This is a genomic window from Streptomyces sp. NPDC004788 (genome assembly GCF_053601115.1).
In genome coordinates, this window is the sequence record NZ_JBSGBF010000061.1 from 16996 (window position 1) to 33973 (window position 16978).

The following is a 16978-nucleotide window of genomic DNA, read 5'->3' on the forward strand; positions in this document are numbered from 1 at the left end:
GTTGCTTCTACTTCCCGTTGCGGTCCTCACGACGGTCCTCACGGCGGCCGTCGCGGCGGCCATCGTGCCGGCTCTCGCGCTTGCCCTCGTTGCGGATGTCGTACTGCTCGTACGCGTCGACGATACGGCCGACGAGCTTGTGCCGGACGACATCCTGCGACGTGAGCGTCGAGAAGTGCACGTCCTGGACCCCGTCGAGGATGTCGCGGACCTGGCGCAGACCGCTCTTCGTGCCGCCGGGCAGGTCGACCTGGGTGATGTCACCGGTGATGACGATCTTCGAGTCGAAGCCGAGGCGGGTGAGGAACATCTTCATCTGCTCGGGGTTCGTGTTCTGCGCCTCGTCGAGGATGATGAACGCGTCGTTGAGCGTCCGGCCCCGCATGTACGCGAGCGGCGCGACCTCGATCGTCCCGTTGGCCATCAGCTTGGGGATGGAGTCCGGGTCGAGCATGTCGTGCAGCGCGTCGTACAGCGGGCGCAGGTACGGGTCGATCTTCTCGTAGAGCGTGCCGGGCAGGAAGCCGAGCCGCTCGCCGGCCTCGACGGCCGGCCGGGTCAGGATGATCCGGGTGACCTGCTTGGACTGCAGGGCCTGGACCGCCTTGGCCATGGCCAGGTACGTCTTGCCGGTGCCGGCGGGGCCGATGCCGAAGACGATGGTGTGCTTGTCGATGGCGTCGACATAGCGCTTCTGGTTGAGGGTCTTGGGGCGGATGGTGCGGCCGCGGCTGGAGAGGATGTTCTGCGTGAGCACCTCGGACGGCGTCTCGGCCCCCGCCTCCCCGTTCTCCTCCCGCAGCATGGCGATCGACCGTTCCACGGCGTCCTCCGTCATCGGCTGTCCGGTGCGGAGCACCAGCATCATCTCGTCGAACAGGCGCTGTATCAGGGCGACTTCACCGGGGTCGCCGACGGCGCTGATCTGGTTTCCCCGCACGTGGATGTCCGTGGACGGGAACGCCTCCTCGATCACGCGCAGCAAGGCGTCACCGGATCCGAGGACCACCACCATCGGGTGCTTCGCGGGGACGGTGAACTGAGCGCGTGCCTGCCCCGGCGCAGGGGCGTGGGCTGTGGGTGTCTGAGTCATGGGCCGGCACTGTGGCCTGCACATACCTCCCGTCGCAGGGTTCTCGCTGCTCGACAACCTCTCGGATACCAAGCCTACGACTCGGGTCGGACAACCCTGAACGCTTTTTACGGGGCCGGCGCCGGGCGGAAGCCGATGGTGGGGACGGCGCGGCGGAGCGGCCAGGGGCGGGCCGGGACGGGCAGGAGGCGCTCCAGGAAGGCGTAGCGGTCGCGCAGGGCGGCCGGGTCCTGGCCCTCGTGGCCCTGGACCTGCTGCCACCAGGCGGCGATCTCGCCCCAGGTCGGCGCGGACAGCGAGCCGCCGAACTCCTGCACGGACAGCGCGGCCGTCAGCCCGGCGAAGGCGAGCCGGTCTGCGAGCGGCCAGCCGGCCAGGGTGCCGGTGACGAAACCGGCGACGAAGACGTCCCCGGCGCCGGTCGGGTCGAGGGCGGCGACCTGGATCGCGGGCACCTCGGCGGTCTCGCCGGTGGCGCCGTCCACGGCGTAGGCGCCCTCCGATCCGAGGGTGACGACGGCGTAGCGGACCTTGTCCGCGAGCGCCCGGGCGGCGGCCCGCGGGCAGTCGGTGCGGGTGTAGCGCATGGCCTCGGCCGCGTTCGGCAGGAAGGCCTCGCAGTGCTCCAGGTCGGTCAGGCCGGCCAGGTCCCAGTGCCCCGTGTCGTCCCAGCCGACGTCCGCGAACACCTTGGCCCCGCCGCGGGCGGCCCGGGCCACCCACTCCTCGCTGCGGCCGGGCACGAGGGAGGCGACGGCGGCGCGGGCGTGCGGCGGGTAGGCGGGCAGGGCGCCGTCGAGCGGCGGGGCGGCGTGGCCGTGCGAGACCATCGTGCGCTCGCCCTCGTACGCCATGGAGACGGTGACGGGCGAGTGCCAGCCGGGCACGGTCCGCGACAGCGAGAGGTCGATGCCCTCGCCCTGCTCAAGAGCGTCCCAGCAGTACTCGCCGTAGTGGTCGTCGCCGAACGCGGCGGCGAGCGAGGTGCGCAGGCCGAGCCGGGCGAGCGCGGTGGCCATGTTGGCGACGCCGCCGGGGCTGGAGCCCATGCCGCGGGCCCAGGACTCGGTGCCGCGGACGGGGGCGCTGTCGAGGCCGGTGAAGATGATGTCGAGGAAGACCGTGCCGGTGAGGAAGACGTCGCAGTCCGGGTCGGTGGGCTCGCGCAGGCACACGAGCGGGTCGACGTCGGTGCGGCGGTCGCGGTCGCGGTCGCGGTCGGTCACGGCGGGCTCCCCGATCATGGTGCGGCGGATCGGCACGTGGTGCTGGTCCGGACAGTGTGCCCGAAGGGGACGATGGGGCGAGGTGGACGCGACGACTCCGCGCCCGGGGATGAACGCCGTCTCCGCCCACTCGGGTGCTTGCTACACATGGTGCCGCGCGCAGGTGGATCACCGGGCGCCGTCTCATTTCCCGGTTCGGTTCCTGGAACGCCCGAGCGGTCGCGCCGCCGTGTGTGCTGCGGGCCCCGGGCGCAGACGCCCCGCCCCGCCCGTACGCCCGCCCGTTCGCCCGGCCGCCCGCCCGTCCGTCCGCTCGTCCGCGCGCTCGCCCGTCCGCCCGTCCGTCCGTCCGTCCGTCCGTCCGAAGGACTGCTACGCCCCGAAGTCGTACGCCTCGACCTCCGCCAGGTACCGCTCGCGCCGCTCCTCGTCGTCTTCCAGGAACGACGCCAGGAACGAGTTCCGGGCCAGCGTCCGCAGCTGCTCCGGCGCCAGGCCCAGCGCCTCCCGCACCGCGGTGAAGTTGTCCCCGACGTAACCGCCGAAGTACGCCGGGTCGTCCGAGTTCACCGTCGCGACCAGCCCCGCGTCGAGCATCCGCCGCAGTGGATGCTGCTCCAGGACGTCGACCGCGCGCAGCCGCACGTTCGACAGCGGGCAGAGCGTCAGCGGCACCCGCTCGCGCACCAGCCGGTCCACCAGGTCCGGGTCCTCCAGACACCGCAGCCCGTGGTCCACCCGCTCCACGCCCAGCACGTCGAGTGCCTCGCGGATGTACTCCGCGGGCCCCTCCTCGCCCGCGTGGGCGACGCGCCGCAGCCCGAGCCGCGCGGCCTCCTCGTACACCGCGCGGAACTTGGCCGGCGGGTGCCCGACCTCCGCCGAGTCGAGGCCGACGCCGGTGATCCGGTCGAGGTACGGCTTCGCCGCGTCGAGGGTGGCCAGCGCGGACTCGGCGGACTCGTCACGGAGGAAGCACATGATGAGGCGGGTGGAGATGCCGTGGCGCTCCTCGGCCCGGTCGAGCGCGGCCGTGAGGCCCTCCACGACGACACCCATGGGGACGCCGCGGACGGCGTGCGCCTGCGGGTCGAAGAAGATCTCGGCGTGCCGTACGCCCTGCGCGGCGGCGCGCGCGAGGTAGGCGTCGGCGAGGTCGGTGAAGTCGTCGGCGGTGCGGAGCACGGCCATGAGGGAGTAGTAGAGGTCCAGGAAGGACTGGAGGTCGCTGAAGCTGTACGCCTCCCGCAGCGCGGCCGTGTCCGCGTACGGCAGGGTGACGCCGTTGCGCTCGGCGAGCGCGAAGGCCAGCTCGGGTTCGAGGGTGCCTTCGATGTGGAGGTGGAGTTCGGCCTTGGGTACCGGCATGGTGGTGCTGCTTCCTGGATCTCGCGTGCGGGTGGTACTGGTCTGACGCTCGGGCCTCTGGCGCTTGGGCGTCTAGCGCTTGGGCATGGGGACCCTCATCAGATCCTGGGCGACGGTCAGCTCGCCCGCGAACCCGGCCGCCCGCGCCTGCCGCTCGAACTCCGCCGGATCGGCGTACCGCTGCGAGAAGTGCGTGAGCACGAGGTGCCGTACGCCCGCGTCCCGCGCGACCGCCGCGGCCTGACCGGCGGTCAGATGACCGTGGTCGACGGCGAGCTGGACGTCCTCGTCGAGGAAGGTCGACTCGATGACGAGCATGTCGGCGCCCTCGGCGAGCTCGTACACCCCGTCACACAGCCGCGTGTCCATGATGAACGCGAACCGCTGCCCGCGCCGCACCTCGCTCACGTCCTCCAGCGTGACACCGCCGAGAACGCCCTCACGCTGGATCCGGCCGACGTCCGGCCCGGCGATGCCGTGCGCGGCGAGCCGCGCCGGGAGTATGCGCCGCCCGTCCGGCTCGGTGAGCCGGTAGCCGTACGACTCGACGGGGTGGGAGAGCCGGCGTGCGTCGAGCGTGAACCCGTCGGTGACCGCGAGCGGCCCGTCGGCGTCGACCGGCGCCTCGGCCAGCCGCACCGTCTCGCGGTAGGCCGTCGCGTACCGCAGCCGCTCGAAGAAGCGCTGCCCGCTCGCCGGGTAGTGCGCGGTGACCGGGTGCGGGACCTGGTCGAGGTTGATCCGCTGGATCACCCCGGCCAGGCCCAGCGAGTGGTCCCCGTGGAAGTGCGTGACACAGATCCGGTTCAGGTCGTGCGCCGCGACCCCGGCCCGCAGCATCTGCCGCTGGGTGCCCTCGCCGGGGTCGAAGAGGATGCCCTGCCCGTCCCAGCGCAGCAGATAGCCGTTGTGGTTGCGGTGCCGGGTCGGGACCTGGCTGGCCGTGCCGAGGACGACCAGTTCACGTACGGACAAGGGGACCGTCCGGGCCTATCCGGGCGGCCAGTTGAGGCCGCGCCCGCCGAGCACGTGCGCATGGGCGTGGAAGACGGTCTGGCCGGCGCCCGCGCCGGTGTTGAAGACGATCCGGAAGCCGCTGCCGTCGATCTTCTCCTGCTCGGCGACCTCGCCGGCCTCGCGCAGTACGTCCGCGGCGACCATCGGCTCCGCGGCGGCGAGCGACGCGGCGTCCGGGTAGTGCCGTCGCGGGATCACTAGGACGTGCGTGGGCGCCTGCGGGTTTATGTCGCGGAACGCGACCGTCGTCTCCGTCTCGCGCACGATCGTCGCCGGGACCTCCCCCGCCGCGATCTTGCAGAACAGGCAGTCGCTCTGCGGCTCTCCGGCCATGCCCGGGCCTCCTCGCCTCGGTCGACGTCGCTCTCGACGCCACTGTCGACGTCACGCTCGACGCCACTCTCGATGTCGATCAGATGCTATCGGGGCCGACTGACAACGCGGGCCGGACACCGGCCCTTCAGGACCAGCGTCCGGTGCGGCCGAGCACCAGCGCCGCCGCCGCCGTCCCCGCAGTCGACGTGCGCAGCACGCTGTGTCCCAGCCGGTACGGCCGGGCGCCCGCCTCCTCGAAGAGCGCCAACTCCTCCGGGGACACGCCCCCTTCGGGCCCGACGACGAGCACGATCGACCCCTTCCCGGGCAGCTCCGCCGTCGCGAGCGCGCCGCTCGGGTGGTCGCGGTCCTCGTGCAGCACGGCGGCGAAGTCGGCGCCCCCGAGCAGCGCGGCGACCTGCTTGGACGTCATCAGCTCGGCGACGTCGGGGAAACGGGTGCGGCGCGACTGCTTGCCGGCCTCGCGGGCGGTGGCCCGCCACTTGCCGAGCGCCTTCAGACCGCGGTCGCCCTTCCACTGCGTGATGCAGCGGGACGCGGCCCACGGCACGATCGCGTCGACGCCGGTCTCCGTCATGGTCTCGACGGCGAGTTCGCCGCGGTCGCCCTTGGGCAGGGCCTGGACGACGGTGATGCGGGGCGCGGGCTCCGGGTCCTCGTGGACGGCGGTGACCTCGACCGACAGCTGGTCCTTGCCCTCGGCGGCGACGACCACGCACTGCGCCCACGCGCCCCGCCCGTCGGTGAGCACCAGCTCCTCCCCCGCGCGCAGTCGCTTCACGGAGACGGCGTGCCGGCCTTCCGGCCCGTCGAGGAGGAACCCGCCGACGGCGGGGACGGCGTCGACGACGAAGACGGGTGCGGTCACGAGGTGCTCCTGTTGCTCGACCTGTTACTCGGCCTGTTGCTGCCTGGCTTGTTGCCCGGCCCGCTGCCTGGCTTGTTGCCTGGTGTGGTGACGGTACCGACGGCCGCGAGCTCTTCCGCGAGTTCCTCGGCGAGGACCTCGACGAGCCGCCCGGCCGGCAGCTCCCGGGCCAGCCGGTGGCCCTGCCCCGCCCACAGGGCCATGCCCTGCGGGTCCCCGGCGGTCGCGGCGGCCTTGCGCAACGGCGCCGTGAGGTGGTGCACCTCGGGGTACGCGGCGGGTGCGTACGGCCCGTGCTCGCGCATGAAACGGTTCACCAGGCCCCTGGCCGCCCGCCCCGAGAACGCCCGGGTCAGCTCGGTGTGCGTGAAGAGCGGGTCGGTCAGGGCGCGCTTGTGCAGCGGATGCGCCCCGGACTCGGGGCAGACCAGGAAGGCGGTGCCGAGCTGGGCCGCGTCGGCGCCCGCCGCGAGCACGGCGGCGATCTGGCGGCCCCGCATGATCCCGCCGGTCGCGATGATCGGCAGCCGCACGGCCTCGCGGACCTCGGTCAGCAGCGGAAGCAGTCCGCGGCCGCTGCCGGCGCCGGGCAGGTCCGCCGGGTCGTCCCGGTGGGTGCCCTGGTGCCCGCCGGCCTCCGTGCCCTGCACACAGATCGCGTCGGCCCCGGCCCGCTCGGCCGTCCGGGCCTCCTCGACCGAGGTGACGGTGACGATCGTGTACGTACGGACCCGGGCGAACGCGTGCAGCGCGTCGCGGTCCGGGCAGCCGAAGGTGAAGGAGACGACCGGCACCGGGTCGTCGAGCAGGATCGCCAGCTTGGCCTCGTACGCGTCGTCCCGGCCCTGCTCGGCGTCACCGAGCTCCGTCTCGTACCAGGTGGCCTCGCCGGCCAGCTGGTGCCGGTACACCTCGACGGCCGCCGGATCGGCGGACTGGCCGCCCGGCGGCATGAACAGGTTGACCCCGAACGGCCGCGCGGTGAGCGCGCGCACCTGCTTGATCTCCTGGTAGAGCCCGCCCGCGGTCTTGTACCCGCCGGCCAGGAAGCCCAGTGCGCCGGCCTCGCACACGGCACCGACGAGCTCGGGACAGGAGGCGCCACCCGCCATGGGGGCCTGCACGATCGGATGCCGAGAGAGATCGTTCAGAGCGGTGGACATGCAGGCATCGTGCCATGCCGGTGCGACGGCGCCGAATCGGTACGGCGGCGATACGCGAAGGGGCGGCCCGCACGTGGTGCGGGCCGCCCCTCGGTTGTACGAAGCCGGGCTCAGCGTCCGTTGAACGGGACCCCCGGCAGAACGCCTAGCGCCCGTTGAACGCGTCCTTCAGGCGCGAGAACAGCCCCTGCTGCCCGGGCTGGAACTGCCCCTGCGGGCGCTCCTCGCCGCGCAGCTTGGACAGCTCGCGCAGCAGCCGCTCCTGCTCCGCGTCGAGCTTCGTCGGGGTCTGCACCTCGACGTGGACGATGAGATCGCCGCGCCCGTTGCCGCGCAGGTGCGTGATGCCGCGGCCGTGCAGCGGGATCGACTGGCCGGACTGGGTGCCCGGGCGGATGTCGACGTCCTCGAGGCCGTCGAGCGTCTGCAGCTGCACCTTCGTGCCGAGCGCGGCCGCCGTCATCGGGATGGTGACCGTGCAGTGCAGGTCGTCGCCACGGCGCTGGAAGGTCTCGTGCGGGATCTCGTGGATCTCGACGTACAGGTCGCCGGCGGGGCCGCCGCCGGGGCCGACCTCGCCCTCGCCCGCGAGCTGGATGCGGGTGCCGTTGTCGACACCGGCCGGGATCTTGACCGTGAGCGTACGGCGGGACCGCACGCGGCCGTCGCCGGCGCACTCCGGGCACGGGGTCGGCACGACCGTGCCGAAGCCCTGGCACTGCGGGCAGGGGCGCGAGGTCATGACCTGGCCCAGGAAGGACCGGGTGACCTGCGAGACCTCACCGCGGCCGCGGCACATGTCACACGTCTGCGCGGAGGTGCCGGGCGCGGCGCCCTCGCCGGAGCAGGTGGTGCAGACGACGGCCGTGTCGACCTGGATGTCCTTGGTGGTGCCGAAGGCCGCCTCGTCGAGGGTGACCTCCAGGCGGATCATCGCGTCCTGGCCGCGCCGGGTGCGCGAGCGCGGGCCGCGCTGGGACGCCGTACCGAAGAAGGCGTCCATGATGTCCGAGAAGTTCCCGAAGCCGCCCGCGCCGAAGCCGCCGGCCCCGGCGCCGCCGCCGGAGGCGGACAGCGGGTCACCGCCGAGGTCGTAGACCTGCTTCTTCTGCGGGTCCGACAGCACCTCGTAAGCGGCGTTGATCTCCTTGAACCGCTCCTGAGTCTTCGGGTCCGGGTTCACGTCCGGGTGAAGCTCACGGGCGAGCCGGCGGAAGGCCTTCTTGATCTCGTCCTGCGACGCGTCGCGGCGAACGCCGAGTACGGCGTAGTAGTCGGTGGCCACTTACGACTCCGCCAGGATCTGTCCGACGTAACGTGCCACTGCGCGTACCGCTCCCATCGTTCCGGGGTAATCCATGCGGGTCGGTCCGACCACGCCGAGTTTGGCGACTGCCTCGCCGCCGGAACCGTAGCCGACCGAGACGACCGACGTGGACGTCAGGCCCTCGTGGGCGTTCTCGTGCCCGATGCGTACGGTCATGCCCGACTCCTTGGCCTCGCCGAGCAGCTTGAGGAGCACGACCTGCTCCTCAAGCGCCTCCAGGACGGGCCTGATCGTCAGGGGGAAGTCGTGTCCGAAGCGGGTCAGATTGGCGGTGCCGCCGATCATGAGCCGCTCCTCCTGCTCCTCCACCAGGGTTTCGAGCAGGGTCGCGAGCACGGTCGACACCGTGCCGCGGTCCTCGCTGTCCTCGAAGGACTCCGGCAGGTCCTGCACCAGCTGCGGCACGTCCGCGAAGCGGCGGCCGACGACGCGGCTGTTGAGGCGGGCCCGCAGGTCGGCGAGGGAGGTCTCGCCGAAGGGCGCCGGGCAGTCGATCACGCGCTGCTCGACCCGGCCGGTGTCCGTGATGAGCACGAGCATCAGCCGGGCGGGGGCGAGTGACAGCAGTTCCACGTGCCGGACCGTCGAACGGGTCAGCGACGGGTACTGCACGACGGCGACCTGGCGGGTCAGCTGCGCGAGCAGCCGGACCGTGCGGCCGACGACGTCGTCGAGGTCGACGGCTCCGTCGAGGAAGTTGTGGATGGCGCGCCGCTCGGGGGTGGACAGCGGCTTGACGCCGGCCAGCCGGTCGACGAAGAGGCGGTAGCCCTTGTCGGTGGGGATGCGGCCGGCACTGGTGTGGGGCTGGGCGATGTAGCCCTCCTCCTCCAGGACGGCCATGTCGTTGCGCACGGTGGCGGGCGAGACGCCGAGCCTGTGCCGCTCGGTGAGCGCCTTGGAGCCGACGGGCTCCTCCGTCCCGACGTAGTCCTGGACGATGGCGCGCAGCACCTCGAGTCTGCGTTCGCTGAGCATCGTGCGCACCTCCAGCTGTCGATCCGGTTCCGGTTGCTCCGGTTTTGGCACTCACCCTGTCCGAGTGCCAGGAAACCCCCGGCCAGTGTACGGCGGCGGACATCGCTCCTGGCAAGGAGGCGGGCTCGGCGGCGCCGCAACGGTTAGCGTCTCGCCATGGACACGGACTGGGAAGCGTACGGCTGGGAGCGGCTCGGCGAGGGCGTGGGCCGCCGCCGGCTGCCGGGCTGGGACGCCACGGTGGGCCTGGTGACCGGGCGGGACGCGGTGCTGCTGTACGACACGGGCGCCACGCTCGCGCAGGGCGCCGAACTCCACGCGGATGTGGCGGCTCTCACGGGCGGCCGCAGGGTGACGCACATCGCACTCAGCCATCCGCACTTCGACCATGTGCTCGGCACGGCGGTCTTCGCCGGTGCCGAGGTGTTCGGCGCGGTGGGCGTGGACGCGCTGCTGCGGCGGGAGGCGGACGAGCTGCGGGCGGACGCGGTACGGCACGGGGTGGACGAGGCGGTCGCGGCGGAGGCCGTCGAGGCGCTGGTGGCCCCGCGGCACACCGTCTCCGGCGAGTGGACCCTCGACCTCGGCGGCCGTCAGGTCCTCCTCGCGAACGTCGGCCCCGGCCACACGGGCCACGACCTGGCCCTTTTCGTACCCGGCGCCACTGAGGTGGTCTTCTGCGGCGACCTCGTCGAGGAGTCCGGCGAACCCCAGGCGGGCCCGGACGCCATCCCCATCCGCTGGCCGGCCGCCCTCGACCGGCTGCTCTCGCTGGGCGGCGAGGAGGCGGTGTACGTGCCGGGGCACGGCGCGGTGGTGGACGCGGCGTTCGTACGACGCCAGCGCGATGAACTGGCACGCCGCTTCGAGGTGTCGTAGCGTCCCCCAAATGCGCAGCTACAACCCGGATCTGACACCTCCTTGGAAGAAATCGGCCCCCGTGCCGGAGGTCCCGGCGGACCGTGACCTCGTCGTCGAGGAGGTCACGACCGGGTTCTGCGGTGCCGTGATCCGCTGCGAGGCGGGCACGGTGACGCTGGAGGACCGCTTCGGCAAGCACCGGGTCTTCCCGCTGGAACCGCGCGGCTTCCTCCTGGAGGGCCGGGTCGTCACCCTGGTCCGCCCCTCCTCGGGCGCCCCGGCGCGCCCCACCCGTACCGCCTCCGGCTCGATCGCCGTCCCGGGCGCCCGGGCCCGGGTCGCCAGGGCGGGCCGGATCTACGTCGAGGGCCGCCACGACGCCGAGCTGGTGGAGCGTGTCTGGGGCGACGACCTGCGGATCGAGGGCGTCGTCGTCGAGTACCTGGAGGGCGTCGACGACCTGCCGGCCATCGTCGCCGACTTCGCCCCGGCCCCGGACGCCCGCCTCGGCGTCCTGGTCGACCACCTGGTCGAGGGCTCCAAGGAGTCCCGCATCGCCGCCCAGGTCTCCTCCCCGGACGTCCTCGTCGTCGGCCACCCCTACATCGACGTCTGGCAGGCCGTGAAGCCCGCCGCCCTCGGCATCCCCGCCTGGCCCACCGTCCCCCGCGGCCAGGACTGGAAGACCGGCGTCTGCCGCGCCCTCGGCTGGCCGGAGAACACGGGCGCGGCGTGGCAGCACATCCTGTCGCGGGTGCGCTCGTACAAGGACCTGGAGCCGGAGCTGCTGGGCCGGGTCGAAGAACTGATCGACTTCGTGACGGCGCCGTGACGCCCGCACGGGCGTGGGCGCCCTAGTCCACCAGGTCCCGCACCACCGCGTCGGCCAGCAGTCGGCCCCGCAGCGTCAGCACCGCCCGTCCCGCCGCGTACGGCGCGGCGTCCAGCAGGCCGTCCGCCAGCGCCCGCTCCGCCGCCGCCAGACCCGCCGGCTTCAGCAGTCCCAACTCGACGCCCTCCCGCAGCCGGAGCTCAAGGAGCACCCGCTCCACGCGCCGGTCCTCGTCCGACAGGACCTCGCGCCCGGCCCCCGGCGACTTGCCGGAGCCCAGCGCCGCCGCGTACGCACCCGGGTGCTTCACGTTCCACCAGCGGACGCCGCCGACGTGGCTGTGGGCGCCCGGGCCGGCGCCCCACCAGTCGGCACCGCGCCAGTAGAGCTCGTTGTGGAGGCAGCGGCCGGCGTCGGAGGTGGCCCAGTTGGAGACCTCGTACCACTGGAAGCCCGCTCCGGAGAGCACGTCCTCCGCTATCAGGTACCGGTCGGCGTGGGCGTCGTCGTCCGTCATGGGTATCTCGCCGCGCCGGATGCGCCGGGCCAGCTGGGTGCCCTCCTCGACGATCAGCGCGTAGGCGCTGATGTGGTCGGGTCCGGCGCCGATCGCCGCGTCGAGGGACGCCCGCCAGTCGTCGTCGGACTCGCCGGGCGTGCCGTAGATCAGGTCGAGGTTGACGTGCTCGAAGCCGGCGGCCCGCGCCTCGGCGACGCACGCCTCCGGCCGCCCGGGCGTGTGGCTGCGGTCGAGGATCTTCAGCACGTGCTGCCGGGCGCTCTGCATGCCGAAGGAGATCCGGTTGAAGCCGCCCTCGCGCAGCGTGGCCAGATACGCGGGGTCGACGGACTCCGGGTTGGCCTCCGTCGTCACCTCGGCGTCGTCGGCGAGCCCGAACTCGTCCCGGATCGCCCCGAGCATCGCCACGAGGTCGCCCGCGTCGAGCAGCGTGGGCGTGCCGCCGCCGACGAAGACGGTCCGCACGGGGCGCGGGTCGTCGCCGAGGACCTTGCGGGCGAGCCGTATCTCCTCGGCGACCTGCCCGGCGTAGTTCTCCCGGGAGGCGAGCACGCCGCCGGCACCGCGCAGCTCGCTCGCGGTGTAGGTGTTGAAGTCGCAGTAACCGCACCGGGTGGCGCAGTACGGCACGTGCAGATAGAACCCGAGGGGGCGCTCCCCGGCGCCCTCAAGGGCGTGGGCGGGCAGCGCCCCGTCCTCGGGCATGGGCTCACCATCGGGCAGTACGGAAGGCATGAAGCCATTGTCCCGTACCGCCCGACATCTCCGCCGAGCCTGTGGATAACTCCTGAATCCGCAGGCCAGGGGGGTTACGCCTCCCGCGCGCCCTCGTACATCTCGTCGATCAGGTGCTGGTAGGTCCGCTCCACCACCGGCCGCTTCATCTTCAGGCTCGGCGTGAGCTCGCCGTGCTCGACGTCCAGGTCGCGCGGCAGCAGGCGGAACTTCTTGATCGTCTGCCAGCGCTGGAGGCCCGCGTTGAGGCGGGTGACGTAGCCCTCGATGAGCTTCTCGACCTGCGGGGCGGCGACGACCTCGGCGTACGACTTGCCGCCGAGCTCGTGCTCGGCGGCCCAGCCCTGGATGGCGGGCTCGTCGAGGGCGATGAGCGCGGTGCAGTAGTTGCGGTCGGCGCCGAGCACCACGATGTTGGAGACGAACGGGCAGACGGCCTTGAACTGGCCCTCGATCTCCGTCGGGGCGATGTACTTGCCGCCGGAGGTCTTGAAGAGGTCCTTCTTGCGGTCGGTGATGCGCAGGTAGCCGTCGGCGGACAGCTCGCCGATGTCGCCGGTGTGGAACCAGCCGTCCGGCTCCAGGACCTCGGCGGTCTTCTCCGGCAGGCCGTGGTAGCCCTCCATGATGCCGGGGCTGCGCAGCAGGATCTCGCCGTCGTCGGCGATGCGGACCTCGGTGCCGGGCAGCGGCTTGCCGACGGTGCCGGTGCGGTAGGCCTCGCCGGGGTTGACGAAGGAGGCGGCGGAGGACTCGGTGAGGCCGTAGCCCTCCAGGATGTGGATGCCGGCGCCGGAGAAGAAGTAGCCGATCTCGGGGGCGAGCGCCACGGAGCCGGAGACGGCGGCGCGCAGCCGGCCGCCGAAGGCCTCGCGGAGCTTCTTGTAGACGAGAGCGTCGGCGACCTTGTGCTTGGCGGCGAGGCCGAAGGGCGCGGAGGCGGTGCCGGTGCGGCGGAAGTTGTCCTGGGTGACCTTGGCGTACTCGCGGGCGATGCCGGCCGCCCACTGGAAGATCTTGTACTTGGCCCCGCCGCCCTCGCGGGCCTTGGCGGCGACGCCGTTGTAGACCTTCTCGAAGATGCGCGGGACGGCGGCCATGTAGGTGGGCTGCACGATCGGCAGGTTCACGATGATCTTGTCGATGCGGCCGTCGACGGCGGTGACGTGGCCGACCTCGATCTGGCCCGAGGTGAGCACCTTGCCGAAGACGTGGGCGAGCGGCAGCCACAGGTACTGGACGTCGTCCTGGGTGACGAGACCGGTGGCGGCGATGGCCTTGGCCATGTACGACCAGCTGTCGTGGCGCAGGCGGACGCCCTTGGGGCGGCCGGTGGTGCCCGAGGTGTAGATGAGCGTGGCGAGCTGCTCGCGGCTGATCGCCCCGACGCGCTCCTTGACGACCTCCGGGTGCTTCTCCAGGTACGCCTTGCCGCGCGCCTCCAGGTCGGCGAGGGTCAGCACCCACTCCTCGGAGGTGTCGGCGCCCTCGGCGTCGATGACGACGACGTGGTGGAGGTGGGGCAGGTCGGCGCGGCGCTCGACGGCCTTGGCGAGCTGGTCGGCGTTCTCGGCGATCAGGACGCGCGAGTCGGAGTCGGAGAGGATGAACGCCGACTCCTCGGCGTTGGTCTGCGGGTAGACCGTGGTGACGGCGGCGCCGGCGCACATGACGCCGAGGTCGGCGAGGATCCACTCGACGCGGGTGGCGGAGGCGAGGGCGACCCGTTCCTCCGGCTGGACGCCGAGGTCGATGAGGCCGGCGGCGATGGCGTGGACGCGCTCTGCGGCCTGCGCCCAGCTGAGCGACTTCCACTCGTCGGGGCCCTGGCCTGCGGCGGGGACCGGGTATCGGTACGCCTCCGCGTCGGGGGTCCGCTCGACGCGCTCCAGGAAGAGCGCCGCGACGGACGGCGGCCGGTTCTCGATCAGGGTCTGGGTGTCGCTCACGACGTCCTCCGGGCGGCGGCGGTGCGGTCAGGCGGGGCGCAACTAGGCGTAACTAACTGGCGAGTAACCTTCAGGCGGCTTCAGAGTAGAGCGCCTTGGACTGGCGCGTAAGAGCTTGCATATAACAAACGGGTCTGCACGCCATCGGCGCGCAGACCCGTTCGTGGTGGCCTCGTGGTGACCTCGCGAGGGCCCCGCGAGGGCCCCGTGGGGCCTCACGAGCGCCTCGTCGGGGCGGGGCTCGGCTACTTCTTGGCCTTGCCCGCCGACTCGTCGCTGGACAGGACGGCGATGAAGGCTTCCTGCGGAACCTCCACCGAGCCGACCATCTTCATCCGCTTCTTGCCTTCCTTCTGCTTCTCGAGCAGCTTCCGCTTACGGGAGATGTCACCGCCGTAGCACTTGGCGAGGACGTCCTTGCGGATGGCGCGGATGGTCTCACGGGCGATGACCCGGGAGCCGATGGCGGCCTGGATGGGCACCTCGAACGCCTGCCGCGGGATGAGCTCGCGCAGCTTGGCGACGAGCCGCACACCGTACGCGTAGGCCGCGTCCTTGTGGGTGATCGCCGAGAAGGCGTCGACCTTGTCGCCGTGCAGCAGGATGTCGACCTTGACCAGGCTGGACGCCTGCTCGCCGGTGGGCTCGTAGTCGAGCGAGGCGTAGCCGCGGGTCTTGGACTTCAGCTGGTCGAAGAAGTCGAAGACGATCTCGGCCAGCGGCAGGGTGTAGCGGATCTCGACGCGGTCCTCGGAGAGGTAGTCCATGCCGAGGAGGGTGCCGCGCCGGGTCTGGCAGAGCTCCATGATCGAGCCGATGAACTCGGTGGGGGCCAGGATCGTGGCGCGCACGACCGGCTCGTACACCTCGCTGATCTTGCCCTCGGGGAACTCGCTCGGGTTGGTGACCGTGTGCTCGCTGCCGTCCTCCATGACCACGCGGTAGACCACGTTGGGGGCGGTGGCGATCAGGTCGAGACCGAACTCGCGCTCCAGGCGCTCGCGGATCACGTCCAGGTGGAGCAGGCCGAGGAAGCCGACGCGGAAGCCGAAGCCGAGGGCGGCGGAGGTCTCCGGCTCGTAGACGAGCGCGGCGTCGTTGAGCTGGAGCTTGTCGAGCGCGTCGCGCAGCTCCGGGTAGTCCGAGCCGTCCAGCGGATACAGACCGGAGAAGACCATCGGCTTCGGGTCCTTGTAGCCGCCGAGCGCCTCCTCGGCGCCCTTGGACTGCGAGGTGATCGTGTCACCGACCTTGGACTGGCGGACGTCCTTCACGCCGGTGATCAGGTAGCCCACCTCGCCGACGCCGAGGCCGTCAGCCGGCAGCATCTCGGGCGAGTTGGTGCCGATCTCCAGGAGCTCGTGGGTGGCGCCGGTCGACATCATCCGGATGCGCTCGCGCTTGTTGAGCTGGCCGTCGACGACACGGACATAGGTGACGACGCCGCGGTACGAGTCGTAGACCGAGTCGAAGATCATCGCCCGGGCCGGGGCGTCGGCGACGCCGACGGGGGCCGGGATGTCGCGGACGACGCGGTCGAGCAGCGCCTCGACGCCCATGCCGGTCTTGGCGGAGACCTTGAGGACGTCCTCCGGCTGGCAGCCGATGAGGTTGGCCAGCTCCTCGGCGAACTTCTCCGGCTGGGCGGCCGGCAGGTCGATCTTGTTGAGCACCGGGACGATGGTGAGGTCGTTCTCCATCGCTAGGTAGAGGTTGGCCAGGGTCTGCGCCTCGATGCCCTGGGCCGCGTCCACCAGCAGGATCGTGCCCTCGCAGGCGGCGAGCGAGCGCGAGACCTCGTAGGTGAAGTCGACGTGCCCGGGCGTGTCGATCATGTTCAGGATGTGCGTCCGGCCCTGCTCGGACCCCTCGGTGGGGGCCCAGGGCAGACGGACCGCCTGGGACTTGATCGTGATGCCGCGCTCACGCTCGATGTCCATCCGGTCGAGGTACTGGGCGCGCATCTGCCGCTGGTCGACCACACCGGTCAGCTGGAGCATCCGGTCGGCGAGCGTGGACTTGCCGTGGTCGATGTGCGCGATGATGCAGAAATTGCGGATCAGAGCCGGGTCGGTACGGCTCGGCTCGGGCACGTTGGTAGGAGTCGCGGGCACGCAGGCTTCTCGTCTCGGGCGGTGTTCGGAACGGGTACGTAGGGTCCATGGTCCCATGACTGCGGCCCGGTGCTCGGTTTGGGCGGTGTGGAGAGCGGCTGATACCGTGGACAGCTGTGTCTTGTATGCCCTCTCAGCTTGCAAGGCGCATCCTGAAGAAACATCGAACCTGTAAAGGCTCTTTTCGTGGCGAACATCAAGTCCCAGATCAAGCGGAACAAGACCAACGAGAAGGCGCGCCTGCGCAACAAGGCCGTCAAGTCGTCGCTCAAGACCGCGATCCGCAAGGCCCGCGAGGCTGTCGCCGCCGGCGACCTCGAGAAGGCCACCGTTGCCGCTCGTGCCGCCTCGCGTCAGCTCGACAAGGCTGTCTCGAAGGGTGTCATCCACAAGAACGCCGCCGCCAACAAGAAGTCGGCGCTGGCCACCAAGGTTGCCTCCCTCCAGGGCTGAGCTCTGATGTGACCGGCCGTACGGGACTCAAGCGGGCCCTCTAACCGCTCCCGCCCGGCCACCCGGCTCCGTACGCGAGACGCGTTCGCCACGCGTGTACGAGCCACCCCAGCTGTACGACGAAGGCCCCGCCGCTCT

The 16978-nt window shown here is 71.7% G+C and carries 15 protein-coding genes; 3 read left to right on the forward strand and 12 right to left on the reverse strand.

The window, feature by feature from the left end; translation table 11 throughout:
• Positions 1 to 7: 7 nt before the first annotated feature.
• The 9 genes from ACWEJX_RS24520 to hrcA form a co-directional block, all read right to left on the reverse strand.
• The gene (locus ACWEJX_RS24520; RefSeq protein ID WP_451609553.1) at positions 8 to 1093 is read right to left on the reverse strand and encodes a PhoH family protein; all 1086 of its coding nucleotides are present in this window, start codon (positions 1091 to 1093) and stop codon (positions 8 to 10) included.
• Positions 1094 to 1200: 107 nt separating this feature from the next.
• Positions 1201 to 2337 carry a carbohydrate kinase family protein gene (locus ACWEJX_RS24525; RefSeq protein ID WP_451609554.1) on the reverse strand — a complete coding sequence of 379 codons (1137 nt, stop codon included), beginning with the start codon at positions 2335 to 2337 and terminating at the stop codon, positions 1201 to 1203.
• A 354-nt stretch (positions 2338 to 2691) separates the two neighbouring features.
• Complete coding sequence (locus ACWEJX_RS24530) at positions 2692 to 3687, reverse strand: adenosine deaminase (protein WP_451609555.1); 996 nt, start codon at positions 3685 to 3687, stop codon at positions 2692 to 2694.
• 72 nt (positions 3688 to 3759) lie between these two features.
• Entirely contained in the window at positions 3760 to 4662 is a 903-nt protein-coding gene (locus tag ACWEJX_RS24535) for a ribonuclease Z (RefSeq protein ID WP_451609556.1), read from the reverse strand.
• A gap of 15 nt (positions 4663 to 4677) precedes the next feature.
• The gene (locus ACWEJX_RS24540) at positions 4678 to 5037 is read right to left on the reverse strand and encodes a histidine triad nucleotide-binding protein (RefSeq protein ID WP_451609557.1); all 360 of its coding nucleotides are present in this window, start codon (positions 5035 to 5037) and stop codon (positions 4678 to 4680) included.
• Positions 5038 to 5164: 127 nt separating this feature from the next.
• Positions 5165 to 5908 (reverse strand): 16S rRNA (uracil(1498)-N(3))-methyltransferase, encoded by a 744-nt coding sequence (locus tag ACWEJX_RS24545; protein ID WP_451609558.1) that lies wholly within the window; start codon positions 5906 to 5908, stop codon positions 5165 to 5167.
• A complete protein-coding gene (locus ACWEJX_RS24550; RefSeq protein WP_451609559.1) occupies positions 5905 to 7071 on the reverse strand; it encodes a nitronate monooxygenase in 1167 nt (388 codons plus the stop codon). The genes ACWEJX_RS24545 and ACWEJX_RS24550 overlap by 4 nt, the downstream gene beginning before the upstream one ends.
• A gap of 145 nt (positions 7072 to 7216) precedes the next feature.
• Positions 7217 to 8356 (reverse strand): molecular chaperone DnaJ, encoded by a 1140-nt coding sequence (dnaJ, locus tag ACWEJX_RS24555; protein ID WP_403793022.1) that lies wholly within the window; start codon positions 8354 to 8356, stop codon positions 7217 to 7219.
• Entirely contained in the window at positions 8357 to 9376 is a 1020-nt protein-coding gene (gene hrcA, locus ACWEJX_RS24560) for a heat-inducible transcriptional repressor HrcA (RefSeq protein WP_403793020.1), read from the reverse strand.
• A 156-nt stretch (positions 9377 to 9532) separates the two neighbouring features.
• Between hrcA and ACWEJX_RS24565 the strand changes: the two genes are divergently transcribed.
• Entirely contained in the window at positions 9533 to 10255 is a 723-nt protein-coding gene (locus tag ACWEJX_RS24565) for an MBL fold metallo-hydrolase (RefSeq protein ID WP_451609560.1), read from the forward strand.
• 10 nt (positions 10256 to 10265) lie between these two features.
• Positions 10266 to 11069: a DUF3097 domain-containing protein gene (locus tag ACWEJX_RS24570; RefSeq protein ID WP_451609561.1), complete on the forward strand. Its 804-nt coding sequence runs from the start codon at positions 10266 to 10268 to the stop codon at positions 11067 to 11069.
• Positions 11070 to 11091: 22 nt separating this feature from the next.
• Here the strand turns inward: ACWEJX_RS24570 and hemW are convergent, their stop codons facing one another.
• The 3 genes from hemW to lepA all read right to left on the reverse strand — a co-directional run bounded on the left by hemW (position 11092) and on the right by lepA (position 16387).
• The gene (gene hemW / locus ACWEJX_RS24575; protein ID WP_451609562.1) at positions 11092 to 12324 is read right to left on the reverse strand and encodes a radical SAM family heme chaperone HemW; all 1233 of its coding nucleotides are present in this window, start codon (positions 12322 to 12324) and stop codon (positions 11092 to 11094) included.
• A gap of 74 nt (positions 12325 to 12398) precedes the next feature.
• A complete protein-coding gene (locus ACWEJX_RS24580) occupies positions 12399 to 14273 on the reverse strand; it encodes an AMP-dependent synthetase/ligase (RefSeq protein WP_451609563.1) in 1875 nt (624 codons plus the stop codon).
• A 245-nt stretch (positions 14274 to 14518) separates the two neighbouring features.
• A complete protein-coding gene (lepA, locus tag ACWEJX_RS24585; RefSeq protein ID WP_451609564.1) occupies positions 14519 to 16387 on the reverse strand; it encodes a translation elongation factor 4 in 1869 nt (622 codons plus the stop codon).
• A 186-nt stretch (positions 16388 to 16573) separates the two neighbouring features.
• On the opposite strand from lepA, the gene rpsT reads away from it, so the two are divergent.
• Positions 16574 to 16840, forward strand: a complete 267-nt coding sequence (gene rpsT / locus ACWEJX_RS24590; RefSeq protein WP_030211082.1) for a 30S ribosomal protein S20 — start codon at positions 16574 to 16576, stop codon at positions 16838 to 16840.
• The last annotated feature ends 138 nt before the right edge of the window (positions 16841 to 16978 follow it).

Coding starts and splice junctions, on each gene's coding strand:
- ACWEJX_RS24565 (WP_451609560.1), top strand. CDS start 9,533: ATGGACACGGACTGGGAAGCGTACGGCTGGGAGCGGCTCGGCGAGGGC.
- ACWEJX_RS24540 (WP_451609557.1), bottom strand. CDS start 5,037: ATGGCCGGAGAGCCGCAGAGCGACTGCCTGTTCTGCAAGATCGCGGCG.
- ACWEJX_RS24570 (WP_451609561.1), top strand. CDS start 10,266: ATGCGCAGCTACAACCCGGATCTGACACCTCCTTGGAAGAAATCGGCC.
- hrcA (WP_403793020.1), bottom strand. CDS start 9,376: ATGCTCAGCGAACGCAGACTCGAGGTGCTGCGCGCCATCGTCCAGGAC.
- ACWEJX_RS24520 (WP_451609553.1), bottom strand. CDS start 1,093: ATGACTCAGACACCCACAGCCCACGCCCCTGCGCCGGGGCAGGCACGC.
- hemW (WP_451609562.1), bottom strand. CDS start 12,324: ATGCCTTCCGTACTGCCCGATGGTGAGCCCATGCCCGAGGACGGGGCG.
- ACWEJX_RS24525 (WP_451609554.1), bottom strand. CDS start 2,337: ATGATCGGGGAGCCCGCCGTGACCGACCGCGACCGCGACCGCGACCGC.
- ACWEJX_RS24550 (WP_451609559.1), bottom strand. CDS start 7,071: ATGTCCACCGCTCTGAACGATCTCTCTCGGCATCCGATCGTGCAGGCC.
- ACWEJX_RS24530 (WP_451609555.1), bottom strand. CDS start 3,687: ATGCCGGTACCCAAGGCCGAACTCCACCTCCACATCGAAGGCACCCTC.